Origin of the sequence: Roseobacter sp. HKCCD7870 (genome assembly GCF_037830315.1) — a bacterium.
Classification (GTDB): Bacteria; Pseudomonadota; Alphaproteobacteria; order Rhodobacterales; family Rhodobacteraceae; genus M30B80.
On sequence record NZ_JBBLYO010000001.1, the window covers coordinates 311968 to 335639 of the forward strand.

The window sequence follows — 23672 nt, forward strand, 5'->3', positions numbered from 1 at the left end:
GCCTATCGCCCGATTTATTGCGTAAATGGATTAACAAATCTGTGGCCGACCCTGAATGATCGGCCACAGCGTGTTTTTTGCGCTTAGAGCCCGAGAGAGGCGCGATAGAGGCTGACTTGGGTGTCACGACCGATTTGATCGGTGATGCCTTCCCATGCGGCTGCAATCGCATCGGCGGTCTCTTGTGCCGATCCGTATTGACCCGCAAAGCCTTTGGCCAATTCGTCTTCCGCCACCGAGTAATATTGGAAGATGCCAGGGATACGAGGCTCAATCGCCGCGTTGGGGTGGTTGTAGCTATCCGCGTTCGAGCCCAGATAATCCTCGACATAATCGCGGTCATAGCCCGCCGCTTCCCATTCGTCATACTGGAAGTGCGAGTTACGATAGGGCTGGAAGCCCGATGGATAGGCCGACATCCACAGCGAGATATCTTTGCCGCCCAGATGTGCTGCCGCTGACCAAGCCGCTTTGCGCTTGAGGTCATCGCCCTGCACGTTCTTGGTGACATAGATGCCCCAGCCCAGATAGGCCATGTTGGGCGCTTCGTTATAGCTGTCTTCCCACTGGCCTGTTTGCGAGTTGTAGACCCGATCCGAACCTGGATTGATGCCGAAGCCCACGACATCCCCCACAACGGAGGTGTCTGATGTGCGCGCGTTCGAGCCAATATCACCCCACCACATCAGCATCGACCCTGTGCCAGCCAAGAATTGCTGGAAGCCCGTTGTGCCAGGGTCAGCATTGATCTGATCCGCAGGGTAGGCGCCTGGGGTGTCGATCAAATCCATCACATCTTGGATGGCCTGAACCCATGCTGGGTTGTTCACCCGTGGGGCCATAGTGTCTGGATCAAACAGCCACGCGGGATCATTTGGGTGCTTGGCATATGCAGCCGCGCGGTTGGCGATAAAGTAGAAGCCAAAACCACCCCAACCTTTGAGCGGATCAAGATAGCCATGTGCAGGCAGACCGGTCAGGGGGTCGGTCTTGCCAACCAAATCTTTGGTCACTTGGTTCACCTGTTGCCATGTGCGCGGCACTTCGGCCCCACCGATTGCGCCATCGCCGAAGTAATCCTTGCGATAGCAGAATGTATGGCAGTCGCCATCAATGGTGATGCGATAGGATTTGCCATCCCATGTCCCCACGGGTGGCTGCAAATACCCAACCAAATCATCGGCTTCGATCTGGTCTTTCACCCACTCTGGCATTTCATCCAACAGGCCTTTGCCTGCGGTGTCACCTTCAAATGGGGCGCCCATTTCGATGATGTCGAAATCAACTGTGCCGGTTGCAATCGCTTGCTGCAGACGGGGGTTATAATCGGCCTGTGCAAGGTCGATCCAGTTGATCTTCGCGCCAGTATAGGCCTCCCATGGTTTGAGGAAACCACGGAACAAGAAGTTATGCAGGTTTTGGTTGTTGAGGCCCAAGAAGGTAAGTTCAACACCTTCAAACTCGCCTTCAGCAACACGTTCACGGGTTGGCCCGAGGCATAATTCGCCAACGCGCTGCCAGTCTGCATCGGTGGGTGAACCCATGCCGACACCTGGAATTTGTAACAATTGCGCCCGCAAATCGCCATGTGCTGCGGCTTGGGCAGGTTTAGCACCTGTCAATGCGCCCGCGCCGCTGATTGCGGCCATCGCGCCGACACTGGCGGCACCTTTGAGCATATTACGGCGGCTCATTTGCGCAGCCATAATAGCCTTATACATTTCAACTTTCACGACCTATCCTCCCAGATATTTTTCGCGTCTTTGACAACAGTCGGTGTGCCAGCTTTGCCCGCCTCCCGCGGATAGTGCTGATTTCGCTCAAGCCAGCCCCCCCACCTTTTCAGCCAGATTTGCGTCTGTCAAGATTCTAACATGTTAGTATGTTTAAGTCATGGACAGCACAAAATTTTCCTCTTAACGTCCAAGCCAAAGCGCATGAGAGGAGTGACAGAATGGCAGGCGTAGAAATCCGATCTTTGCTGAAGTCTTACGGCGAAACGGCCGTATTGCATGGGTTGGATGTCGATATTGAGGATGGCGAATTTGTTGTTCTGGTGGGCCCCTCGGGATGTGGGAAATCCACGCTGTTGCGCATGATTGCGGGGCTTGAGGGGATCACGGGGGGCACGATTCACATTGGGGATCGTCTGGTCAACAACCTACCACCTGCCGAGCGGGACATCGCAATGGTGTTCCAGAATTACGCGCTTTACCCTCATAAGACAGTGCGTGCCAATATGGCCTTTTCTCTGCGGATGCGTGGCATGGATAAGGGTGAGATCAACAGCCGCGTTGATCGCGCCGCCGAGATTTTGGGTCTGACCCCCTATCTTGATCGCTATCCCCGCGCCTTGTCAGGCGGGCAGCGCCAACGCGTTGCCATGGGGCGCGCCATTGTGCGTGACCCGCAGGTGTTTTTGTTTGATGAGCCGCTTTCAAACCTTGATGCGAAATTGCGCGTGCAAATGCGCACCGAAATTCGGGAATTGCACCAAAGGCTACAAACAACCACAGTTTATGTGACCCATGACCAAATCGAAGCGATGACGATGGCCGATAAGATTGTGGTCATGCAGGGCGGCTATATCGAACAAATTGGCACCCCGCTGGAGCTATATGACCGCCCGCGCAATGTCTTTGTTGCGGGCTTTATCGGCAGCCCTTCGATGAATTTCTTTGAAGGTCAGGTGGTCAAATCTGGGCGTTCTGTGGCGGCGCAGATCGGTGGTGCGGTGGTTTCCTTGCCAAAAGGGGCGGGCGTTGCCGAAGGCCAAGAGGTCATCATCGGCATCCGTCCCGAGGCCCTACAAATCGCGGATAAGGGGATTTCTGGCACGATTTCAGTGATAGAACCAACAGGTTCAGAGACACATGTGATGTTGCGCCATAGCACGGGGCAGGATTTTACGCTGATCTCGCGCGAGCGGCGCGATTTCAAGGTGGGCCAAACGATCACGATGACGGCTGATCCAGATGGCCTGCATATTTTCGATAAATCCACCAAAGAACGCGTGTGATCATCACTATTCGAGAAAAGGGGAGGGTATCATGCTGAAAGGAATTGATCCAAGGCTTAATGCCGATGTTTTGCATGTTTTGCGCATGATGGGGCATGGCGATGTTCTGATCATTGCGGACACGAATTTTCCATCCGACTCGGTTGCCCGCGCCACGGTTTACGGCAACCTGTTGCGCATGGATAACCTCACCGCGGCCGAGGCGGTCGAGGCGGTTCTTTCGGTCATGCCCCTTGATACTTTTGTTGATGATTTTGCAGGCCGTATGGAAATTGTGGGCGAGCCTGACACAATCCCCGCCGTTCAGGCCGAGGTGCAGCAAAAAATCAACGCCGCCGAAGGGGCGGAGCGGCCCATGATCAGCATTGAGCGATTTGCCTTTTATGATATGGCGCGGCAAAGCTATGCTGTGATTCAAACGGGCGAGCGGCGTTTTTATGGCTGCTTCATGTTGCGCAAAGGCGTGATTGGCCCTGACGCATAGGGGAAATGGATGTCTAAGGCGATTGTGATTTTGGGCGTATTTGTGGCTGATACGGCCTATACCGCGCCGCGTCAGCCCGTGATGGGCGAGACGCTGATTGGATCACGTTTTGTGTTGGGGCCAGGTGGCAAAGGGTCGAACCAATCGGTTGCGGCCGCCAAGGCAGGCGGGGATGTGCATATGATCACGCGGCTTGGCCAAGATGATTTTGCCAAGATGGCGCTTGATCTTTGGGCCGAGTGCGGCGTGACCCCCCATGTCAGCCACCACCCCGAAAGCTATACGGGGGCTGCGTATATCTTTATCGAAGAGGGCAGCGGCAATAACGCGATTATCGTCAGCCCCGGTGCGGCCGCCGAGATTGCGGTTGCCGATCTTGAGGCGCGCGCCAGCGTCATCAACACGGCAAAGGTTTTCATGACCCAACTTGAACAACCTTTGTCCGCTGCAAAGCACGGGTTGAGCATGGCGAAATCCGCAGGGGCGCTGACGATCTTAAACCCCGCACCTGCGCAAGAATTAGGGCGGGATATCTTGGGCCTTTGTGATTATGTGACGCCCAATGAGATTGAGGCGGAGCAGTTGACAGGGGCGAAGGTGACCACGCCTGAAACTGCGCAATTGGCCGCGCAAAAATTGCTTAATCTTGGTGCCAAAGCGGCGGTGATCACCTTGGGTGAGCAAGGCGCCCTTTACCATGACGGTCAGCAAACCCTGCACCAACCCGCCTTTAACTGCGGCGCGGTGGTCGAGACAACGGGCGCGGGGGATGCGTTCAATGGCGGCTTTGCTGTGGCGCTTGCCGAAGGGCAGGGGATCGAGGCCGCGTTGCGCTTTGCTTGCGCGACTGCAAGCCTGTCTGTCACCCGCCAAGGCACGGCCCCCGCAATGCCAACCCGCCCAGAGATTGAGGCGGTCGTGTCCTCGTAAGCCGCGCTTTGTGATTGCCGCGCTTCCCCGCTTTGGGTCATAGTCAAACGCGGAGAGGGGACGGGTTTGATGCGCAAGGCGAAAATCACGCTTAGGGATGTTGCGGCAAAGGCGGGGGTTTCACCCTCTGCCGTGTCGCGCGCCTTTACCGATGGTGCATCTGTTTCGCCTGCGATGCGCGCGCGGGTCGAGGCGGCCGCCGCTGCCCTTGGCTATCGTCCAAACGCCTTGGCCTCATCCCTGACCACTGGACGCAGTAAGCTGATTGGCTTGGTTGCAAATAATTTCCAGAACCCTGTCTTTCTCGAGATTTTCGATCAGTTCACCCGTGGCTTGCAGCAGATGGGGTTGCGGCCACTTTTGGTTAATCTCAGCGATGTGAGCGATATTGAACAAGCCGCTGCAATGCTGCGGCAATATTCGGTCGATGGGGTGGTGGTGGCCTCATCCACCTTGCCCGCTGGCTTGGTCGAGCAATTCTATGAAGAGGGCGTTCCTGTGGTTCACGCCTTTGGTCGCCATGATCCGCAGGCGCGGGTCAATGTGGTGGGCATTGATAACCACGCTGCAGGCCGTTTGGCGGGCGAGACATTAATCGCGCGCGGCTACCGCGAGATCGGGTTTCTAGGCGGGCCAGAAGGGGCCACCTCAACCCAAGATCGTTTGGCGGGTTTCCGCGCGGCCCTTGCAGAGGCAGGGCTGACCTGCCGCGCGCGCTTTGTGCACGCCTATCGGTTTGAAGCGGGGCAGGCGGCTATGTCCGCCGAACTGTCTGCGGGGCCTGCCGAGGTTTATTTTTGTGGCGATGATATTCTATCCATCGGCGCCATGGCCGCGATTGGCGCGGCAGGTCTAGGCTGCCCTGATGATATTGGCATATTGGGGCTGAATGATATGGCAATGGCCGCGTGGCCCAATATTCGCCTCACCACGATTGCGCAGCCGATTGAGGCGATTGTGGGGGCTGCGTTGTCGCTTGTCGTGCACCTAAGTGAATACCCCAGCCCGCAGGCTGAGGCACAGATGTTTCCTTGTCATTTGGTCGAACGCGCAAGTTTGCGTGCGCTTAACCCCTGAACATGGGCGGGCGGGCCTCCTGCCACGCGCCGTGATCCTTGGCAGAGGCCACCGCCGCATAAACAGCCGCCAACGAGCGACATCCATCTTCTGCCGTTGGCAACCCATCACGGGCCTGACCACGAATGGCATCGGCCAGATCGCTATAAATATTGGCCACAGCCAAGGGGAACCCTTCGGGATGTGCAATGGCGACACGGCTGAGCCGCGTGGCCTCGTCATGCAAACCCCCTTCGCCCTTTTCGATGATCTCCGTGCGCCCGCCTGTGCGGGTATAGATCAATTGATTGGGCTGCTCTGACGCCCATCTTATGCCGCCTTTTTCGCCAAAGACTTGAATGTCGAACCCGTGTTGGCGGCCAATCGCAACCGATGATGTCCAGAGCCGCCCGACAGTGCCCTTGGACATACGGAAATTCACCATCGCGTCATCTTCGAGCACGCGCGATGAAATTGTTGAGGCGAAGTCAGCGGACAATGTGGTGACGTGATCGTCACAAATAAACCCTGCCATATGCAGCGCATGGATCCCACAATCAGCAAACTGCCCAGAAACACCCGCCATCGCAGGGTCATAGCGCCACCGCACCCGTGGGTTATCGGCATCTTCCGCATCGCCGTGATGGCCATGACTAAAATTGGTGACGACCAACCGAATACTGCCCAATTCGCCCGCGCGCACCATGGCACGCGCCTGACGGATCATCGGATAGGCGGAATAGCAATAATTCACCGCGCAAATACGGGCATTGGCGCGGGCGATTTTTACGATTTCTTCGCCTTCTTCGACTGTCACCGTCATGGGCTTTTCGCAAAGAACATTAAAGCCCGCTTCAAGAAAGGCTTTGGTGATCTCAAAATGCGTGGAATTTGGCGTGGCCACAGTCACGAGATCAACGCGATCCTCGCGGGCGCTTTCCCCTGCCAACATCTCGCGCCAATCGCCATAGGCGCGATCAGCGACAATTCCCAGACGCTGTGCATAGGCGCGACCCACATCCGCGCGGTGATCCAAAGCGCCTGCCACAAAGTCAAAATGCCCATCCGCCTGTGCGCCTAAGCGATGCGCAGGGCCGATCTGGCTGCCTTCGCCACCACCGATAAGACCCCATTTTAGTTTTGTCATGATTTGATCTCTTTTCGCTTAAATACCAATGGATTGCAGATAGGCGCGGTTGGCGCGTGCGTCATCAATAGGACGCACATCTAGGGTTGGATCGCAATCTTGCTCGACTGTGCACCAGCCTGCAAAATTTGCATCCAAAAGAACCTTGCGCACCGCCTCAAAATCTACATCGCCTTGGCCGAGGTTGCAGAAAATCCCCTGTCCGCAGGCCTCATAAAACCCTGTGCGATTGGCAATCACATCTGCCTTAACCTTGGGGTCTATATCTTTGAAATGCATGTAGGAAATGCGGCTGACATATTTTTGCATGAAGGCCACAGGATCAAACCCCGCATAGGAGTGATGGCCCGTGTCAAAGCAGATTTTCAAAAGGCCCTCATCAACCTCATCAAGCAGTCGGATCAATTCAGGTTCAAAATCCATAAATCCTGCCGCATGGGCGTGGATGCCAACCGTGAGGCCATAGTCTTCGGCGCCAATTCGCGCGCTTTCTACGATGCGGTCGCGAAAGCCAGTCCATTCGGCCTTATCCATCTGCACCGCCTCATCAGCGCGGCCCGCAGTAGGGGCGCGGCGCGGTGAGATACTGTCGATAATCACCAGATGCTCGGCCCCATGTGCCTTGAGGGCGCGGGCGGTGCGATGCGTGGCATCGAGCACATCCTCCCATGCGTCAGGGTCGTGATAGGGGCGGAAAATCACGCCGCCAATCAAGGTGAGGCCAAATTCATCAAGCGCCTCGCCCAAAATTGCTGGATCTTCGGGCATAAAGCCAACAGGCCCCAGTTCAATCCCGCGATAGCCCGCCTCAGCGCAATCCTGCAGGACTTTGCGCCATGTTGGATTGCGGGGATCATTTGCAAATTCAACACCCCAAGAGCAGGGCGCATTGCCGATTTCGATTGTCATAATGGGTTATGCCCTCGTTTAAACAGATGAAATATCGCACCACGCACCTTGATCGCTTGAGGCGATTACGGCGGCAATCACGCGGTTCACATCGTGACCATCACGGAAGGTGGGCCAAATCGCCTCTCTCGTTTCAATCGCGCGCAGAAAATCACGGGCTTCGATGATGATTTGGTCTTGATAGCCCGTCCCATGACCTGGCCCTTGGCAAAAGGGCAGATAATCAGGATGCGCAGGCCCCGTTAAAATCTTGCGAAAGCCGCGCGTGGCTTCTGGCCCTGTCATCTCATAGAGCCAGAGCGCGTTTTGATCTTCCTGATCAAATCGAATGGCGCCTTTGGTGCCTGTGATCTCGTAAGCATAGCCCATTTTGCGGCCAGTCGCGATGCGCGAAGCATAGATTTGCCCCATGGCCCCGTTTTCAAAGCGACACATGAACTGCGCATGGTCGTCATTGGTCACCACGCCCTTGGGCCGTGATGTGTGGACGGTTTCATAAACCCCCATGACCGATGCAATGGGCCCCATCAGTGCAAGGCTTGCGTTGATGATATGCGGGGCCAGATCCCCCATTGTGCCATTGGCCATTCCCGAAGTGCGCCAATTTGCGGGCAGGTTTGGATCGGCCAAAAAATCTTCGGTATGTTCGCCGCGAAACCATATGATTTGGCCAATTGCCCCCTGTGCAATCAGCGCGCGGGCGTATTGGCTGGCAGGGGTGCGGATATAGTTGAAACCGACCATATTGGCGACACCTGCGGTCTCAGCCGCAACGACCATAGCCTGACTTTCGGCCAAAGAAGCGCCAAGGGGTTTTTCGCATAAAACAGGTTTTTTCGCCGCGAATGCGGCAAGCGCGATGTCGTGATGTGTGGTTTGTGGCGAGGCGATGATGATTGCCTCCACCTTTGGATCATGGACCAAAACGCGCCAATCATCGGTCGCGCGGGCAAAACCATATTCAGCGCGATAGGCTTCTGCGCTTTTTGTGCTGCTCGCGCAGACCATTTCCAAACGGGGCCGCAGCGTGGTGTTGAACACCGCACCAACGGCGGACATGGCCACGGCATGAGCCTTGCCCATATAGCCGCCTCCGATAATTCCTATCCCAATTTCTGACATGGCGGCACCTTCGTGAAATGCACTTGCAAGCGGTTGCAAAAGAAGTAGCTTTGAACGCATAGTCATGCAAGCACGATTGCAGTGCAAGCAAGGTCACGAATGAGGGGCGGGGGCCAGTGTCCGAATTATCTGCGCAATTACACAATGGTATCGCAAAAGGCAGTTTCGTGGTTTTGGGCCGCGCGGGCATGGATCTCTATGCCGATCCGATTGGGGTAAAGGCCGAATTCGGCGAAAATTTTCGGGCTGATCTTGGCGGGTCTTCTGCGAATATTTGTGCAGGCCTCTGTAAATTGGGGATGCAAGCCGCGCTTGTGACCTCGCTGAGCGATGACACGGTGGGGCGGTTTATCCGTAACAAGCTGATCCAGTATGGCGTGGATGTGGGGCACATCCGCACTCTAGCAGGGGAATACCGCTCCTCCTTGGCGGTTTATGAATCGGTGATGGAGGATTTTCAGGTCTGCATCTATCGCAACAATGCAGTCGATTTTCAGGTCACGCCTGAGGATGTTGCCGATATTGACTATGGCCGCTTTGGCGCGCTCGTCACCGCAGGCACGGTTTTCGCAGCGGAACCTTCGCGCAGCGCCACCTTTGCCGCTTTTGATTTGGCGAAAAAAGCGGGTGTGCCGATTATATTTGATATTGATTATCGGCCCTATTCTTGGCCCTCGCCAGACGTTGCAGCCGATGTTCTGACCCGTGCGGCAGACGCATCGGCGATGATTGTCGGCAATGATGAGGAATTCGGATTTATGGCAGCCGCCTATGAGCGCGGTCTTGACGCGGCACGGGGCTTGGCCGCGCGCGGCAAATTGGTGATTTACAAAATGGGGGCCGAAGGCGCGATCACTATGACGGGGGATCAGGAACTTCGCACAGGCACCTATCCCGCCACGCCGCTCAAGCCTGTTGGGGCGGGTGATAGTTTTATGGCGGCAACTCTTGCGGCCTTGGCCAATGGTGCAAGCCTTGCCGATGCCGTGGATCAAGGTGCCGCAGCGGCGGCCATCACCGTCTCGCATCCCGGTTGTGCGGGGGCCATGCCCGACCGCGCGACCCTATCCCAATTCATCGAAATTCATCAGTAAAGGAGGGGCCCGATGCATATCCCACCCCATGACAACCAAAATAAACCCATCGTTGACGTAGATCACGGCTTGGTGCCGCTGAATTATTTCAACATCGTAAAGCTGAAAAAAGGCGAGGTGTTTGACTATCAAGTTGCGGGATATGAGACTTGCATCGTGCCTGCTACGGGCAGTGTCGATGTGGATGTCGATGGCGCGTCCTATCCCCGCCTTGGCAATCGCGGGGCCGATGTTTGGGATGGCGAACCCGAGGGGGTTTATGTTCCCGTGGGCGCGCGGGTGCGGATCACATGTGTGAGTGACACGACTGAAACCTTCATTGCGGGGGCCAAATATGACAAAGTTTTGGAGCCGTTTGATGTGCGCGAAGCGGAATTGGATGTGATCCAATACGGATCGGATGACACCAAAACGCATCGTAAGATCAAACATATCCTCGGCACAAAATACGCGGATAAGGTTGGGCGGCTTTTGGTGTCGGAATTGTTCACTGTAGGGGCAGGGGGCTGGTCAGGCTTTCCCAGCCACAAACATGACACGGATCGAACCGATGACGCGGGCGAGATCATCGAAACCCGTCATGATGAAACCTATAATTTCCGCTTCCGCCCCAATTACGGGTCGGGTGTGCAAATGTTGCAGCGGGTCGATAATCAGGTGGGCGAAGCCTATCACATCATGGATGGCTCGACCATTTTGCTTGATAGCGGCTATCACCCTTGCGCCGCGCTGCCGGGCTATGAGATGTATTACTTCACCATTCTAGGCGGCCTGAGCCAACGCTCGCTCAAACAATATTTCCAACCAACCCATGCCGAACAGATCCACACGATCCCAGGCATTTTGGATATGGTGGCCAAGTTTAAATGACCCGCGCGACCCTCACCGATGTCCTGACGCCCGCCTTAGCCCAAGGTTATGCGGTGGCAGGCGTGGTCTGTTTGGGGTGGGAGGACGCGCGCGCCTACACGCGCGCCGCGGAATTAGAGCGGCTGCCCATTATTTTGCAGGCGGGCCCAGGCGCGCGGGCGCATATGCCGATTTCGGTTTGGGGGGCGATGTTTGGCGAATTGGCCAAAAGCGTTTCAGTGCCCGTGGTCAGCCATTTGGATCACGGCACGTCACTTGAGGAGTGCGCCGCAGCAATAGCGGCAGGGTTTTCCTCGGTGATGTTTGACGGCTCGGCGCTGCCCCTGTCGCTAAACATTGCCCGCACCGCCGAAATCGCAGAGATGGCCCATGCGGCGGGTGTCTCTTGTGAAGGTGAAATTGGGTATGTCGGCTATGCGGATGGGGCAAAATCGCGGGGCACAGACCCTGAGGAGGCTGCCCGATTTGCCCAAGAGACGGGCATAGATGCAATGGCGATTTCCATCGGGAATGTGCATTTGCAACAAGAAAAGCACCACGGTCTGGATCGCAACCGCCTTGCCGCGATTGAGGCGCTTTGTGACATTCCACTGGTTATTCATGGCGGCTCAGGCGTGCCTGTGCGAGAGCGTCAAGATTTGGCGCGCATGTCTAAGATTTGTAAATTCAACATCGGAACCGAATTGCGCATGGGGTTTGGTGCGGCCTTGTCCCATGTGATGTCAGAGCAGCCCGCCGAATTTGATCGCATCAAAATCCTTGGCCAAACCGAGGAAGCCTTGGTCGCGCTGACCCGCCCCATTTTGCGCGCGCTGAAACCCTAAACCGCCAGATCGTGCAGATGCGCCTGATAGGGTTTGGCGGTTGGGGGTAAGGTTTTTTCAATCCGATATTCGGGTTCACTCAGCTGCATTTTCAGCGCATGCGCCACCTCGCGCAGCCCATCGACAAAGCCACGATTTGCAGGCGGCAGATCATGTTTGATCACCTCATGCAGGTCGGGCAGATTGTGATAGGGCACCATTGGGAACATATGATGCTCAACATGGTAATTCATGTTCCAATAGATGAAACGGCTGATGGGGTTCATGTAAACGCTACGGGAATTGAGGCGGTGATCAAGCACGTTATCGGCCATGCCGGTGTGCTGCAATAACCCCGTCATGATCAGATGCCATGACCCCAAGAGGGCAGGGCCAACCCCCACCAACATCAACGGCAAGATCGACCCAGTGATCGGCACCAATGCCAAAACCACGGCGCAGATCGCAAGCCAAATCTGCGCAATCACCTGCGCCCTTTTCCAATAGCGGTCAGGAGTGAAACTGCGTTCTTCTTTGTTCAGCCCATAAAGGGCGTGGCGGAACGTGGCCTTGAACCCATCCCATGTATGGCTGCCAATAAAGAGCCATAGAACCTTAAATATTTGCGGCGGGCGCATGGTGATAATTTCGGGATCACGGCCCACGATGATCGTGTCAGTGTGGTGGCGGGAATGGCTCCATCGCCACAAGACAGGATTACGGAACAGCATGAAGCAGGCGATGTGATAGACCACGGCATTCATCCAATGGGTCAAGAACGCCGTGCGATGACCTGCCTCGTGCCAGCGGCTATCTGCGCCTGCGGTGTAAAATGTGGCATATACCACCCAAAAGGGCGCTGACCACCATGACCCCCACAGCATGATCCCGCCCGTGGCAGAGGTGATCAAGACCGCGAAATAAAGGATCGTATCACGAATTGCAGGCCCATCTTTGCGCTGCATCAGGCGGCGCATATCCTCGCGCGGGATATCTGAGTGATACCACTGCGCGGCGGCCAGACCCTTTTCCTCGGCCTCGACCGCAGATGCGCCAAGCAGGCTGTAATCTCGGGTGATCTTATTCACGGGCATCCTCCCTTATGCACGCCTTTACAGATGCAACCATTGCCACTCATTTCTGTCAATCCTTTCCACGAATAACCGCTTTGCGCCTTGCCGCCCAAAGGGGCAGCGGTTAGGTTTTGCGCGAAAAGAGGCATTGCCAAAGGAGGGGCAGACCCATGGGTCAGATTGATCAATCACAATTCGCCAAATATCCGAGCCTAAAGGATAAATCCGTCTTTGTTACGGGCGGTGCATCTGGGATTGGCGCGGAAATCGTCAAGGCTTTTGCGGCGCAAGGCAGCCGCGTTGGTTTTGTCGATATTGATGCCAACGGCGGTGCGGCCTTGGCCGCCGAATTGGGCGTTACTGTGCATTTCGAGCACTGTGACCTGCGCGATATTTCTGCATTGCGAACAGCCTTCAAATCATTGGCTGAGGCCTGCGGGCCGGCACATGTTTTGGTGAATAACGCCGCCCGTGATGATCGTCATGACTGGCGGACAGTCGAACCCGATTATTGGGACGAGCGATATGCAACCAACCTGCGTCATATGTTTTTCGCCATTCAGGCCGTAGCGCCCGCGATGATTGAGGCGGGTGGTGGCTCGATCATCAATTTTGGGTCCAACTCTTGGATGCAGGCCAGTGGCGATATGCCCGCCTATACCAGTTCTAAATCGGCGGTGCACGGCCTGACCCGCACAATGGCGCGCGATTTGGGGGATCATCGCATTCGGGTGAATACGGTCGTTCCGGGCTGGGTGATGACAGAGCGGCAAAAACAGCTTTGGGTGACGCCTGAGGCCTTGAAAGAGGCGCTCGATCGTCAATGTCTGCCCGATGAGATCGAACCCGTTTATCTCGCGCGGATGGTTTTGTTCTTGGCCTCTGACGATGCGGCCATGTGCACCGCAAATAATTACATGGTCGAAGCTGGATCAATCTAAGCGACCAAGGGGGCGGCACATTTGCCGCCCTTATTCCTTGCTTGGGACATCTTCCCACAGGAAAAAGAAATTCGACCCGCAATAGATCGTGATGGCTGCGATGAAGGCGGCCCACCCATAGGTTTGGTTCCAAATCTCGACCCCCGTCCAGAGGCAGAGAAATATGGTCAAGGCCACCCGCCGCCACAGCGGGTTGAAAATGGGATCAGCAAGGGTTTTATGCGCGGCCATCTCTCACCCTTTTCGGGCCTGATCCCACAGCGCTGAGAAGCTGCGATAGCGATCTGCCATTTGCGAAATTGCCTGCGCATCGCTGATTTGCGCCGTAAGCCAAGCGCGGCCAATTGTGATGACATCCAGGTCTTTTTTCACGCTCATTGCGGATCTTTCCTTTGGAAGTCGGGGTTCAAGTGTCTTTTTGGGTCACATGGGGGATCAGCGGTGCCTCCGCCCCCTTTTGTAGGCGCGCCGCTGTCGCCACGACCAAAGCCTGCGCCACGCACATGGGTGCGGCCAAGGAGCGAGAGAGGCTTTGCTGATATTCGGGCACGGCAAGCAGGATCTTTGCCGATTTTGCGAGGGGCGATAGGGTCGTGTCGGAAATGGCAATCACATCATGCCCCGCCGAGGCGGCCTGATCGACAATCTGCACAACCTCATTGGCGTAGTAGCGAAAGGATACAGCAAAGAGCACGTCCCGCGGCCCCATACTGCGCGCCATATGGGTGGCAAGGCCGCCGCTGGCATCCAGAAGGATGCAGCGTTTGCCAATCATGGTCAGCAGATAGCGCATGAGCAAAACCACGGGTGAAGATCGATTTTGTCCGACCAAATAAATGGTTTCGGCCCGCTCCATCAGCTTGGCGGCGGCGGCCATATCAAGGCCTGAAATCTCATCAACCAGACCTTCGAGCGAAGCAATGTCTTGCACGATCATCTCGCGCAGGAATCCGATTTCCGAGACATCATCGCGCGCGGCCATGCCATCACGCAAGGATTGCACGCGCGCCCCAAATCCAGGCGCAGCCGTCTCTAGGCGTTGTTGGAACAGGGCCTGCACATCCCGAAACCCTTTATACCCCAAGGCCTGCGCAAAGCGTACGAAACTCGAGGCATGCACCCCGCAGCTTTCGGCAATCGTATTGACCGAACGCACCGCCACATCATTGGGGTTTTGCGTCAGATAGAGCGCGATGGCCTGATAGGTGTTGCTCATCGCGCTGTGACGTTCATGGATCAGGCGGATGAACCCCTCATAGGTATCAGGCGGCGGGGTATCGTTGAGGGAGGTCTTGTGATCCATCACGCTCCCGATCAGACTGTCGCGATCCACGCCTCGGATTTGGCCGAGGCTTGAATGGTTTCAACCAGATATTGAATGCGCAACCCCGCACGGAAGTTAAAGGGTTCAGGCGCGCGATCTGCGATGGCATCAAGATAGCCTGCGATCTCAATCGCCTTGAGGTCGTTAAAGCCAATCTGATGGCCTGGTGCCACACAGAATTGCCCATAGGGCGGGTGATCTGGGCTGGCCTCGATTTTGCGAAACCCCTGACGGCCTGTTGCGTCATCGGTGTTGTAGAAATGCAGTTCGTTGAACCGCTCGCCCGTAAAGATGAGCGCGCCCTTGCTGCCATAGACCTCGAAATCATGCTGCATCTTGCGGCCCGTGGCGACCCAATTGGCCTCAATCGAGCCCGTTGCGCCATTTTCAAACCGCAAAAAGGCGCGCCCGACATCATCGACCTCAATTTTGCGGGTGGATCCCGTGGCATCCTTGCGGTGGTCAATCATGGTGACGCAATCCCCCATAACGCGGGTGATTGGCCCCAACAGATATTCTGCCGTGGCCAAGGCATGGCTGCCAATATCGGCCAAAGCCCCGCCGCCCGCAGGATCATGACGGAAGGAATAGGGCGCGTTTGCATCACGCATATAATCCTCGGCATGCACGCCGCGGTAGCTGCGAATGTCACCCAATTCGCCGCCCGCAATCATCTCGCGGGCAAGCGCCATGATAGGGTTGCACAGATAATTGAAACCAACTTGGGTTTTGACCCCTGCCGCCTCTGCCGCAGTGGCCATCTCCTCTGCGTCACGCGCCAAGGGGGCCAAGGGCTTCTCGCAATAGACATGCTTGCCCGCCGCAATCGCGGCCATGGCCATTTCTTTGTGCAACGCATTTGGCGCGGTGATATCGACCACATCTATATCGGGGTTTTCGATTAAATCCTGCCACCGATCCGTGGCATGGGCAAAGCCAAACCCAGCCGCCGCGGCCCGAGCCCCCGCAAGCGTGACATCGGCCAGCGTGTGTAATTCCACCGTATAGGGCAAATCAAACACCCGCGCAGCGGTGGCAAAGCCAAAAACATGCGCTTTGCCCATAAAGCCCGATCCAATCAAGCCAATGCGAAGTTTCGGTTTAGCTGCCATTGATTGCCTCGTGATTGACAATGAGCGCAGGATCAATCCTGCCTTCGATGAAGTTCAGCGCGTTTTCCACGCTGGCGCAGGCCATACGTTCAGCCGCCTCATTGGACAGCCCGCCAATATGGGGCGACAGGATCACCCGCAGATCCGAGAAAAGCGGGTTATCAAGGGCAGGGGGTTCTGATTGGAACACATCCAACCCTGCCGCAGCCACCGTGCCATCCTTGAGCGCCGCCAACAGGGCCGCTTCATCGACAACGCCACCGCGCGCCGTGTTGCAGATCACAACGCCGCGTTTCATTTTCCCATAGGCAGCGCGATCCAACAGCGCGCCCTTGGCGGCGGGGATATGCACCGATATGAAATCAGCATCAGCCAAGGCTGCGGATAAATCTGTCACTTCTTGCGCGCCCCCTTCGGGCCATGCGCCCATTTGGGAAAGATAGGGATCATAGGCGAATATATGCATGCCAAACCCATCGGCCATTTTCGCCAAACGCCGCCCGATGCGGCCATAGCCGATGATCAAGAGGCGTTTGTTATACACTTCACGCGCGCGCAAAAGATTACGCCAGTTCCAATCAAACCCTTCGCTGCCACGCGTGGCGACATGCGCCTCTAGCGCCTGTTTCGCGCCAGCAAGCATCATCATCATTGCCTGCTCGGCCACGGAGATAGAATTGACATCCCCCACAACGGCCAAGCCAATCCCGCGGGCAGACAATGCATCTACATCCACCGCGTCATATCCCACGCCGTGGCGCGACACGATTTTCAGGTCTGGTGCAGTTGCAATCATCTCAGCCGTCAGGGGTTGTGTGCGCAGCACAAGCGCATCGGCCTGCGGCAGATAGGGCAGATAGGCCGTAGGTGCGGGATCGGTCACATAGGTGACATCCACGCCCTGCGTTTTAAGCCGCTCAAGCAGCGCCTCGCCCGTTGGATGAAGCGCCCCTGCAACCAAGAGCCGTGTCATCAATAGCCCCCTTTGCCAGCACCTGTGCTGTCCGAACCACCGGCGCGGGCCACAACCTCATGCCAGCCTGTGACCGCCGCGCGGGCTGATTGCGCCAAAAAGCGCACATCACCCCCAACAGTGGTGAGGCGATAGCCCCACTCAATGGCGCGGGCTGCATAGGCGGGGCTGCCGCAATGCAGGCAGGCGGCGATCTTGTTCTTGCGACATACGGCGGCGATTTCCTTAATCATCGCGATCATCTCGGGTTCTTCGCGGTCAAACCCTGGGGGAAAACGCCCCGCTTGGGTGCCGAGGGTCAGATCAGCAGGGCCAACATAAATACCGTCTAGGCCAGGGGTCGCTGCGATTTTCTCAAGATGTTCCATGCCCGCTGCGGTTTCGATCATGGCAATGGCCAGAACCTGCGCATTCGCGCCTTTGACGTTGTAACTGGGGTCGGCAATCACCGCGCGGGTCGGGCCATAGCTGCGCTGCCCATGCGGGGGGTAGCGCAGGTAGCTGACGAATTCTTCTGCTTCGGCGCGAGAATTCACCATGGGGCAGATGATCCCCTCAACGCCCATATCCAAGGCCTTCATGATCCAACTGGGGTCACGCCACGGTACGCGGGCCATGATCGTGGGGCCTGCATTACGCAAGGCCTGCACCATGGGCAAAGCCATGCCATAATCCAACGCGCCATGCTGCATATCAATGGTGATGCTGTCAAAACCCTGCGCCGCCATGATCTCGGCGGTAAAGCTAGAACCGATGGAACACCACCCATTCAACGCGGGCTGATCCCCTTGCCATAAGGCCTTGAGTTTGTTTGCTTTCATTTCTAACCTCCCCATGACTGCGGTCGCGATTTGGGGGAATCTCTCGCCCAAAGCTTAAGCAAGCGCACAATCTTTCAGCGTCACTATTGCAGCGTCAAAAAGTTTTTGCAATGATCGTTGCATCAAAATTTTTTTGTCAATATACATTTCGTGTGAGGACGAATCTAGCCCAGGGGAGGGGTGCTGGTATGAGTAACCGAGCAAGTGCAAACGGCACTGTGCGTCTAACTATGGCGCAGGCAATCGTGCGCTACATGGTTAATCAATTCACCATCATTGATGGCGAAGAGGTGCCGCTGTTTGCAGGGGTGTTCGGGATCTTTGGCCACGGCAACGTAACCTGCTTGGCCGAGGCGCTAGAGCGAGTTCAAGATCAGCTTCCCACTTGGCGCGGGCAGAATGAGCAATCCATGGCCTTGGCCGCGATTGCCTATGCCAAAGCAAAGAAACGCCGTCAGATCATGGTCGCGACCTCATCAGTCGGGCCAGGTGCCACGAATATGGTCACCGCTGCGGGCGTTGCGCATGCCAATCGCCTGCCTGTCCTGTTGTTGTCGGGCGACACTTATGTAAACCGCTTGCCCGATCCTGTGTTGCAGCAGGTCGAGCATTTCGGGGATCCAAGCATCACGGTGAACGACAGTTTCCGCGCTGTGACGCGCTATTGGGATCGGATCAGCCATCCCGCGCAGATTATCCAATCCTTGCCTGCGGCTGTGGCCACGATGCTAGACCCTGCGGATTGTGGGCCGGCCTTTCTTGGCCTGCCTCAGGACACGCAGGAATTGGCCTATGATTATCCAGAGGCGTTTTTCGAGCGCAAAGTTTGGACTATCGCCCGCCCACGCCCCTCGCGCGATCAGGTCGAGGCGGCGGTCGAAATTTTGAAAACTGCGAAAAACCCTTTTATTATTGCGGGCGGTGGAGTGCGCTATTCTGGGGCCGAGGCCGCGGTGGCAGATTTCGCGAAGCGCCGTGGTATCCCGATGGCTGAAACCATTGCCGGCAAGGGCGGCGTTGTGCATGACAACCCTGCCTATGCAGGCCCAATGGGGATTGAGGGCACCGAGGCCGCGCGGCAATTGGCCGAAACGGCGGATGTGGTGATCGCCATTGGCACCCGTTTGCAGGATTTCACCACAGGATCATGGACAACATTCCCAAAGGATGCGCGGTTTATCAATATCAACGCGGCGCGGTTTGATGCGCAAAAGCACCGCGCACAGGCCGTTGTGGGGGATGCGTTTGAGGCGATCACCGATATTGATGCGCAATTGGGGGATTGGTCTGCCCCTACCGCCCGTATGACGCAGGCACAAAAATGGTATGCCGAGTGGAATGATTTCTTGGACAAGGGCCAAGCCCCCACAAATCAGGCCGTGCCATCCTATGCGCAGGTCATCGGTGTTGTGAACCGCATGGCGCGCCCCGAAGATGTGATGGTGACTGCCGCAGGCGGATTGCCCGGTGAAACGATCAAAAATTGGCGCTGCAAAGCACCGCACACCTATGATTGTGAATTCGGCTATTCCTGCATGGGCTATGAGGTTGCAGGGGGCTGGGGCCACGCGATGGCGATGGCAGGCAGCAAAGGCACACCCATCGTCATGGTCGGGGATGGGTCTTATATGATGATGAACTCCGATATCCATTCCTCGGTGATCTCAGGTCATAAGATGATTGTTATCGTCTGCGATAATGGTGGTTATGCGGTGATCAATCGTTTGCAGACCAATACGGGCGGGGCAGGGTTCAACAACATGCTGAAGGATTGCCGCGTGAAAGACCCTGCCAATGTGCGCCATGTTGATTTTGCAAAACATGCTGAGGCTATGGGGGCCTATGCGCGCCATTGTGACAGCCTTGCTGATCTAGAGGCCGCGATGGAATGGGCGCAGACCACCGATGCGACAACCGTGATTTCAATCGCCTCTGATGCCTATAGTTGGACAGATGGCGGCGCGGATTGGTATGTCGGCGTGCCCGAAGTCAGCCCCCGCGAAAGCGTTCAAGCTGCCCGCAAGGGACAAGAAGAATTCCGCAAAAAACAGCGGATTGGAGTGTAAACCTCATGTTGAAGGCCAAATTGGGCATTGCCCCGATTGCATGGTGGAATGACGACCTGCCTGAATTGTCAGATGACGTCAGCCTAGAGGAATGTCTGGCCCAAGCCTCGGAGGCAGGGTTTAGCGGCATGGAAACAGGCCGCCGCTTTCCAATGGATATGGCGGTTTTGGGCCCGATCTTGGATCGCTATCGGATATCGGTTTGTGGCGGATGGTTTTCGGGTGAATTGCTTGATGGGGATATCGAGCGCGAAAAAGATCGCATTGCAGAGCAAATGGCGTTTTTCAAAGCCGCAGGCGCGCCGTGCATCGTCTACGGGGAAACAGCGCGGTCTGTGCAGGGCAAGCGCGAAGTGCCTTTGGCGCAAAAGCCAGTCATCAGCGAGGCCGAGATGGCCGCCTATGGGCGCAAGATGTCGGATTTCGCCGATTGGTGCGCGGCCCAAGGGATGCCGATTTCCTATCATCATCACATGGCCGCTGTGGTCGAAACCGAGTCTGAGCTTGATTTGTTTATGAAGCATTCCTCGGTTCCGCTGCTGTTTGATGCGGGGCATATGGCCTTTGCGGGCGGGGATAATCTGCGCGTCATCGACAATCATCACACGCGGATCAGCCATGTGCATACGAAGGATATTCGGAAAAATGTGATAAACACCCTTGACCGAAGCAGCGAAAGCTTTCTTGATGCTGTTGTTAAGGGGGCCTTCACAGTGCCAGGGGATGGGGATTTAGATTTTCATGCGATTGTTTCAGCGCTTGCAGGCCATGGATATGAGGGTTGGTTCGTGATCGAAGCCGAACAAGACCCCAAGCCAAACCCTCCCAAGGAGATGGCCATCACGGGACATAAGACCCTGATGGATGTCATGGCGCAGGCGCATTATGAGGTTATTGGATGAACCGTATTGACGGAAAAATTGCCGTCATAACGGGCGCAACCCAGGGTCTTGGGGCCGCGATTGCGCGCGTCTTCGCACAAGCGGGAGCCGAGGGGCTTATTCTGGTCGGTCGTGATAGCGCTAAAGGCCAGCGCGTTTGCGATGAAATCGCGGACGAATTTGGCACCCCATGTCATGTTGTGGGCGCGGATCTGGCAGATTTGGACGCGGTGCGTGGCATTATTCCCGCAGCCAAGGCGCAATTTGGCCGCGTGGACATTTTGGTCAATGCGGCAGGCATGACCGATCGTGGCAATCTGCTGAACACCAACGCCGCGCTGTTTGATAAGATGATTGCGGTTAACACGCGCGCGCCGTTTTTCTTGATGCAAGACGCCGTTTTGCTGATGCAAGAGGCAGGTGTCAAAGGCAGCATCGTCAATATCGGTTCTGCATCTTCGCGGGTGGGGCAACCGTTTCTTGCGCCCTACGCGGTGTCAAAAGGTGCGCTTGCCACGCTGAGCCGCCATGCGGGCTTTGCCCTTATGCGCAATGAGGTGCGGGTGAACCAATTGGATATCGGATGGATGAATTCCGATGGCGAACGCGCCTTGCAAGAAGCGGAGACGGGAGATGCAGGCGCCCTTGATCGCGCCGCAAAAGAATTACCTTATGGAAGACTGCTTGACCCGGTGGAGGTGGCAAAAGCAGTTTTGTGGATGGCGTCAGATGATAGCGGGATGATGACGGGCTCTGTCATTCATTTCGATCAATCTGTCTGGGGCGGGTACGATGGACAGGCACCTGCGCCTGCCCATGCATTGGTGCCATGAGGAGGGGCCAAGCATGAGGGCGCGCGCATAGGTGTTTCAAAGAATTCTGCCATAAGCGCAGAATAACAGCTCTTCGGAGCATATAACTTGGGAGGAAGACCATGAAAAAACTTATTCTCACCGCTGCAGCAGCTGCTTTGATGGCAGGTGCGGCACATGCTGAGCGTTATGTTATGATCACTCACACGCAGGGCACAGACCCGTTCTGGCCTGTGGTGGAAAAGGGTGGCCGTGATGCAGCCGAGGCTGTAGGTGCGACCCTTGAATATAACTTTGACGTATCTGGCGACATGGCTGCAATGGCGCAGCTGATCGAAGCCGCAGCAGCAACGCAGCCCGATGGCATCATCGTATCGCTGCCTGACGCAGACGCGCTCGGGCCAGCAATTCGTTCCGCTGTTGCCGATGGTATCCCTGTGATCACCATGAACTCAGGCCTCGAAGCATCTGCAGAGCTGGGTGCATTGATGCACGTAGGTCAGCCAGAGCGTTTGGCAGGTCAAAAGGCCGGTGAGCGCGCCGCAGCAGAAGGCGTGACCAACGGGCTTTGCTTGAACCAAGAAGCGTTCAACACTGCGCTTGTGGATCGTTGCACAGGCTATTTTGAAGGTGTTGGTGGCGATTTGAACATGATTGACGTGTCAAACGACCCTGCACAGATCGAAACCCGCACCGCAGCGGCGCTGCAGGCAGACGCATCCATCGATGGCGTTTTGGCTGTTGGCCCACATGTCTGTGAAGCGGCAAACCGCGCGATCAAGGAAGTTGGCGCAGACGTGCATTTGGCATGTTTCGACCTTTCCCCTGGCGTGATGGACATGATCCAAGCAGGCGATGCGGCCTTCACAATCGATCAGCAGCAGCGTCTGCAGGGCTACATGCCTGTGATCGTTCTGCACCTCTACAACACAGGCGCAGGCCTGTTGCCTGGTGCGAACATCCCATCTGGCCCAGGCTTTGTGGATGCATCCAACGCGGCATCGGTTTCTGCACTCGCAGGCATCGATCGCTAAGTTTTGTGATCAGTCGAGACTCGAAACAGGCGGGATTTCCCGCCTGTTTTCACCCTCAAAATCCAGATAAAAACAGGATGTGAGATATGGCCGATCGAAGCGAAGCGAACAGGCTTCAACAAGAAACTGCCTTTCAAAAAATCTTACGCCGTCCCGAGATCGGCTCTTTCGTGGTGATGATTATCATCATTGTGGCCTTGGCGATTGCCTCGGATGGTAAGGCGTTTAACCCCTTGGGCCTGAAAAATAACATCGCGATTATTGCCCAATATGGGATCATTGCCACAGGGGCCGCTGTGTTGATGATTGCAGGCGAATTTGACCTGTCAATCGGTTCGATGATTGGCTTTGCGGGCATGTCGATGGCGATGATGCTGAAATGGGGTTTGCCCTTTGGTCTGGGCGAAGCAACCCCTGCCGCAGCGTTTTTCATCACCCTTGCGATGACATTGGGGATCGGTTGGGTGATTGGCATGATCGTTGTGCGATCTGGCCTCTCGAGCTTCATTGTGACCTTGGCGTTTTTGTTTTTCTTGCGCGGGGTTACCGAAGTTTGCTTCCGCTTGATCAACCAATCGACCCAAATCTCGGGTTTGCAAGATTTCAAACTGGAAAGCTGGTTCGCCGACATCATGGGCGGCGAGGTTTTCGGGTGGTTCTATGATATTTGGTTCGCGCTTGGCGGAAATCTTAACCGCAATGGCGAACAATGGGTTCACGGGTTTGACGCTCGGTTTTTCTGGTGGATTGTGATCGCGGGCGTGGCCTATTTCGTGCTCAGCCGCACCCAAATCGGCAACTGGATTTATGCGACAGGCGACAATAAAGATGCCGCGCGCGCCAATGGTGTGCCAGTCGACAAGGTTAAAGTGGGCCTGTTCATGTTCACTGCCTTTTGCGCCACGATGTTTGCCGCATGCCAGGTGTATGACACCAACACATCAGATGCCGCCAAAGGCAATTTGATGGAATTGTTCGCGATTGCCATCGCGGTTGTGGGTGGCACGCTGATGACGGGCGGCTTTGGATCCATCCTTGGCGTGGTCTTTGGGGCGATCACCGTTGGCCTTGTGGCGAATGCGGTGTTCTTCATTCCTGCTATCGATGGCGCATGGTTCCGCGTTTTCCTTGGCGGCATCCTGCTTGCTGCGGTTTTCGCCAATGAGCGTATCCGCAAGCGTATCACGGGAGGGATTTAACC

Annotated in this window: 24 protein-coding genes; 13 read left to right on the plus strand and 11 right to left on the minus strand. The window is 56.1% G+C overall.

Translation table 11 applies throughout. The features are described from left to right. Nucleotides 1–83: 83 nt before the first annotated feature. A complete protein-coding gene (locus tag AAC637_RS01670) occupies nt 84–1733 on the minus strand; it encodes a substrate-binding domain-containing protein (protein ID WP_340302039.1) in 1650 nt (549 codons plus the stop codon). Nucleotides 1734–1954: 221 nt separating this feature from the next. On the opposite strand from AAC637_RS01670, the gene AAC637_RS01675 reads away from it, so the two are divergent. From AAC637_RS01675 to AAC637_RS01690, 4 genes are all read left to right on the plus strand, one after another. Continuing rightward, nucleotides 1955–3019 carry an ABC transporter ATP-binding protein gene (locus tag AAC637_RS01675; protein WP_340302040.1) on the plus strand — a complete coding sequence of 355 codons (1065 nt, stop codon included), beginning with the start codon at nt 1955–1957 and terminating at the stop codon, nt 3017–3019. Nucleotides 3020–3050: 31 nt separating this feature from the next. After that, nucleotides 3051–3503: an RbsD/FucU family protein gene (locus AAC637_RS01680; protein ID WP_340242635.1), complete on the plus strand. Its 453-nt coding sequence runs from the start codon at nt 3051–3053 to the stop codon at nt 3501–3503. Nucleotides 3504–3512: 9 nt separating this feature from the next. Further along, nucleotides 3513–4433 (plus strand): ribokinase, encoded by a 921-nt coding sequence (locus tag AAC637_RS01685; protein WP_340302041.1) that lies wholly within the window; start codon nt 3513–3515, stop codon nt 4431–4433. A 69-nt stretch (nt 4434–4502) separates the two neighbouring features. Further along, nucleotides 4503–5510 carry a LacI family DNA-binding transcriptional regulator gene (locus tag AAC637_RS01690; protein ID WP_340302042.1) on the plus strand — a complete coding sequence of 336 codons (1008 nt, stop codon included), beginning with the start codon at nt 4503–4505 and terminating at the stop codon, nt 5508–5510. Here AAC637_RS01690 and AAC637_RS01695 read toward each other — a convergent pair. The 3 genes from AAC637_RS01695 to AAC637_RS01705 are packed head-to-tail and all read right to left on the minus strand — an operon-like array spanning nt 5500 to nt 8667. Then, nucleotides 5500–6636, minus strand: coding sequence for a Gfo/Idh/MocA family protein (locus AAC637_RS01695; protein WP_340302043.1), 1137 nt, complete (start codon nt 6634–6636; stop codon nt 5500–5502). The two genes, AAC637_RS01690 and AAC637_RS01695, sit on opposite strands and share 11 nt — an antisense overlap. Before the next feature lie 18 nt (nt 6637–6654). Continuing rightward, nucleotides 6655–7545 carry a sugar phosphate isomerase/epimerase family protein gene (locus AAC637_RS01700; protein WP_340302044.1) on the minus strand — a complete coding sequence of 297 codons (891 nt, stop codon included), beginning with the start codon at nt 7543–7545 and terminating at the stop codon, nt 6655–6657. A gap of 18 nt (nt 7546–7563) precedes the next feature. Beyond that, a complete protein-coding gene (locus AAC637_RS01705; protein ID WP_340303120.1) occupies nt 7564–8667 on the minus strand; it encodes a Gfo/Idh/MocA family protein in 1104 nt (367 codons plus the stop codon). Between the two features lie 116 nt (nt 8668–8783). Between AAC637_RS01705 and AAC637_RS01710 the strand changes: the two genes are divergently transcribed. The 3 genes from AAC637_RS01710 to AAC637_RS01720 are packed head-to-tail and all read left to right on the plus strand — an operon-like array spanning nt 8784 to nt 11455. Beyond that, a complete protein-coding gene (locus tag AAC637_RS01710; protein WP_340302045.1) occupies nt 8784–9761 on the plus strand; it encodes a PfkB family carbohydrate kinase in 978 nt (325 codons plus the stop codon). 12 nt (nt 9762–9773) lie between these two features. Then, nucleotides 9774–10631 carry a 5-deoxy-glucuronate isomerase gene (locus tag AAC637_RS01715; protein WP_340302046.1) on the plus strand — a complete coding sequence of 286 codons (858 nt, stop codon included), beginning with the start codon at nt 9774–9776 and terminating at the stop codon, nt 10629–10631. Then, the gene (locus tag AAC637_RS01720; RefSeq protein WP_340302047.1) at nt 10628–11455 is read left to right on the plus strand and encodes a class II fructose-bisphosphate aldolase; all 828 of its coding nucleotides are present in this window, start codon (nt 10628–10630) and stop codon (nt 11453–11455) included. Before AAC637_RS01715 ends, AAC637_RS01720 begins: the two co-directional genes overlap by 4 nt. On the opposite strand, the gene AAC637_RS01725 is transcribed toward AAC637_RS01720, so the two are convergent. Then, nucleotides 11452–12528, minus strand: a complete 1077-nt coding sequence (locus AAC637_RS01725; protein ID WP_340302048.1) for a fatty acid desaturase — start codon at nt 12526–12528, stop codon at nt 11452–11454. The genes AAC637_RS01720 and AAC637_RS01725 overlap by 4 nt on opposite strands. Before the next feature lie 149 nt (nt 12529–12677). Here AAC637_RS01725 and AAC637_RS01730 point away from each other — a divergent pair, with 149 nt between their 5' ends. Beyond that, the gene (locus tag AAC637_RS01730; RefSeq protein ID WP_340302049.1) at nt 12678–13448 is read left to right on the plus strand and encodes an SDR family NAD(P)-dependent oxidoreductase; all 771 of its coding nucleotides are present in this window, start codon (nt 12678–12680) and stop codon (nt 13446–13448) included. Nucleotides 13449–13478: 30 nt separating this feature from the next. Here the strand turns inward: AAC637_RS01730 and AAC637_RS01735 are convergent, their stop codons facing one another. The 6 genes from AAC637_RS01735 to AAC637_RS01760 are packed head-to-tail and all read right to left on the minus strand — an operon-like array spanning nt 13479 to nt 17678. Beyond that, nucleotides 13479–13679, minus strand: a complete 201-nt coding sequence (locus AAC637_RS01735) for a hypothetical protein (protein ID WP_340302050.1) — start codon at nt 13677–13679, stop codon at nt 13479–13481. Between the two features lie 3 nt (nt 13680–13682). Continuing rightward, nucleotides 13683–13826, minus strand: coding sequence for a hypothetical protein (locus AAC637_RS01740; RefSeq protein WP_340302051.1), 144 nt, complete (start codon nt 13824–13826; stop codon nt 13683–13685). Nucleotides 13827–13854: 28 nt separating this feature from the next. Continuing rightward, nucleotides 13855–14751, minus strand: a complete 897-nt coding sequence (locus AAC637_RS01745; RefSeq protein WP_340302052.1) for a MurR/RpiR family transcriptional regulator — start codon at nt 14749–14751, stop codon at nt 13855–13857. Nucleotides 14752–14762: 11 nt separating this feature from the next. Next, on the minus strand, nt 14763–15884 hold the full coding sequence (locus AAC637_RS01750; protein WP_340302053.1) for a Gfo/Idh/MocA family protein: 1122 nt from the start codon (nt 15882–15884) through the stop codon (nt 14763–14765). Continuing rightward, nucleotides 15874–16857 carry a hydroxyacid dehydrogenase gene (locus AAC637_RS01755; RefSeq protein WP_340302054.1) on the minus strand — a complete coding sequence of 328 codons (984 nt, stop codon included), beginning with the start codon at nt 16855–16857 and terminating at the stop codon, nt 15874–15876. Before AAC637_RS01755 ends, AAC637_RS01750 begins: the two co-directional genes overlap by 11 nt. Then, a complete protein-coding gene (locus AAC637_RS01760) occupies nt 16857–17678 on the minus strand; it encodes an HpcH/HpaI aldolase family protein (RefSeq protein ID WP_340302055.1) in 822 nt (273 codons plus the stop codon). Before AAC637_RS01760 ends, AAC637_RS01755 begins: the two co-directional genes overlap by 1 nt. A gap of 188 nt (nt 17679–17866) precedes the next feature. Here AAC637_RS01760 and iolD point away from each other — a divergent pair, with 188 nt between their 5' ends. The 5 genes from iolD (at nt 17867) to AAC637_RS01785 (ending at nt 23670) form a co-directional block, all read left to right on the plus strand. Further along, nucleotides 17867–19744 carry a 3D-(3,5/4)-trihydroxycyclohexane-1,2-dione acylhydrolase (decyclizing) gene (gene iolD / locus AAC637_RS01765; RefSeq protein ID WP_340302056.1) on the plus strand — a complete coding sequence of 626 codons (1878 nt, stop codon included), beginning with the start codon at nt 17867–17869 and terminating at the stop codon, nt 19742–19744. 5 nt (nt 19745–19749) lie between these two features. Next, nucleotides 19750–20646 (plus strand): myo-inosose-2 dehydratase, encoded by an 897-nt coding sequence (gene iolE / locus AAC637_RS01770; RefSeq protein ID WP_340302057.1) that lies wholly within the window; start codon nt 19750–19752, stop codon nt 20644–20646. After that, nucleotides 20643–21458, plus strand: coding sequence for an SDR family oxidoreductase (locus AAC637_RS01775; protein ID WP_340302058.1), 816 nt, complete (start codon nt 20643–20645; stop codon nt 21456–21458). Before iolE ends, AAC637_RS01775 begins: the two co-directional genes overlap by 4 nt. Nucleotides 21459–21559: 101 nt before the next feature. Continuing rightward, entirely contained in the window at nt 21560–22471 is a 912-nt protein-coding gene (locus tag AAC637_RS01780; protein ID WP_340302059.1) for a sugar ABC transporter substrate-binding protein, read from the plus strand. Between the two features lie 86 nt (nt 22472–22557). After that, nucleotides 22558–23670, plus strand: a complete 1113-nt coding sequence (locus AAC637_RS01785) for an ABC transporter permease (protein WP_340302060.1) — start codon at nt 22558–22560, stop codon at nt 23668–23670. Nucleotides 23671–23672: the final 2 nt, after the last annotated feature.

Excerpts from the sequence above, each read along its gene's own strand:
- AAC637_RS01675 (WP_340302040.1), top strand. The coding sequence starts at position 1,955 with ATGGCAGGCGTAGAAATCCGATCTTTGCTGAAGTCTTACGGCGAAACG.
- AAC637_RS01680 (WP_340242635.1), top strand. The coding sequence starts at position 3,051 with ATGCTGAAAGGAATTGATCCAAGGCTTAATGCCGATGTTTTGCATGTT.
- AAC637_RS01685 (WP_340302041.1), top strand. The coding sequence starts at position 3,513 with ATGTCTAAGGCGATTGTGATTTTGGGCGTATTTGTGGCTGATACGGCC.
- AAC637_RS01690 (WP_340302042.1), top strand. The coding sequence starts at position 4,503 with ATGCGCAAGGCGAAAATCACGCTTAGGGATGTTGCGGCAAAGGCGGGG.
- AAC637_RS01695 (WP_340302043.1), bottom strand. The coding sequence starts at position 6,636 with ATGACAAAACTAAAATGGGGTCTTATCGGTGGTGGCGAAGGCAGCCAG.
- AAC637_RS01700 (WP_340302044.1), bottom strand. The coding sequence starts at position 7,545 with ATGACAATCGAAATCGGCAATGCGCCCTGCTCTTGGGGTGTTGAATTT.
- AAC637_RS01705 (WP_340303120.1), bottom strand. The coding sequence starts at position 8,667 with ATGTCAGAAATTGGGATAGGAATTATCGGAGGCGGCTATATGGGCAAG.
- AAC637_RS01715 (WP_340302046.1), top strand. The coding sequence starts at position 9,774 with ATGCATATCCCACCCCATGACAACCAAAATAAACCCATCGTTGACGTA.
- AAC637_RS01720 (WP_340302047.1), top strand. The coding sequence starts at position 10,628 with ATGACCCGCGCGACCCTCACCGATGTCCTGACGCCCGCCTTAGCCCAA.
- AAC637_RS01725 (WP_340302048.1), bottom strand. The coding sequence starts at position 12,528 with ATGCCCGTGAATAAGATCACCCGAGATTACAGCCTGCTTGGCGCATCT.
- AAC637_RS01730 (WP_340302049.1), top strand. The coding sequence starts at position 12,678 with ATGGGTCAGATTGATCAATCACAATTCGCCAAATATCCGAGCCTAAAG.
- AAC637_RS01735 (WP_340302050.1), bottom strand. The coding sequence starts at position 13,679 with ATGGCCGCGCATAAAACCCTTGCTGATCCCATTTTCAACCCGCTGTGG.
- AAC637_RS01740 (WP_340302051.1), bottom strand. The coding sequence starts at position 13,826 with ATGAGCGTGAAAAAAGACCTGGATGTCATCACAATTGGCCGCGCTTGG.
- AAC637_RS01745 (WP_340302052.1), bottom strand. The coding sequence starts at position 14,751 with ATGGATCACAAGACCTCCCTCAACGATACCCCGCCGCCTGATACCTAT.
- AAC637_RS01750 (WP_340302053.1), bottom strand. The coding sequence starts at position 15,884 with ATGGCAGCTAAACCGAAACTTCGCATTGGCTTGATTGGATCGGGCTTT.
- AAC637_RS01755 (WP_340302054.1), bottom strand. The coding sequence starts at position 16,857 with ATGACACGGCTCTTGGTTGCAGGGGCGCTTCATCCAACGGGCGAGGCG.
- AAC637_RS01760 (WP_340302055.1), bottom strand. The coding sequence starts at position 17,678 with ATGAAAGCAAACAAACTCAAGGCCTTATGGCAAGGGGATCAGCCCGCG.
- iolD (WP_340302056.1), top strand. The coding sequence starts at position 17,867 with ATGAGTAACCGAGCAAGTGCAAACGGCACTGTGCGTCTAACTATGGCG.
- iolE (WP_340302057.1), top strand. The coding sequence starts at position 19,750 with ATGTTGAAGGCCAAATTGGGCATTGCCCCGATTGCATGGTGGAATGAC.
- AAC637_RS01775 (WP_340302058.1), top strand. The coding sequence starts at position 20,643 with ATGAACCGTATTGACGGAAAAATTGCCGTCATAACGGGCGCAACCCAG.
- AAC637_RS01780 (WP_340302059.1), top strand. The coding sequence starts at position 21,560 with ATGAAAAAACTTATTCTCACCGCTGCAGCAGCTGCTTTGATGGCAGGT.
- AAC637_RS01785 (WP_340302060.1), top strand. The coding sequence starts at position 22,558 with ATGGCCGATCGAAGCGAAGCGAACAGGCTTCAACAAGAAACTGCCTTT.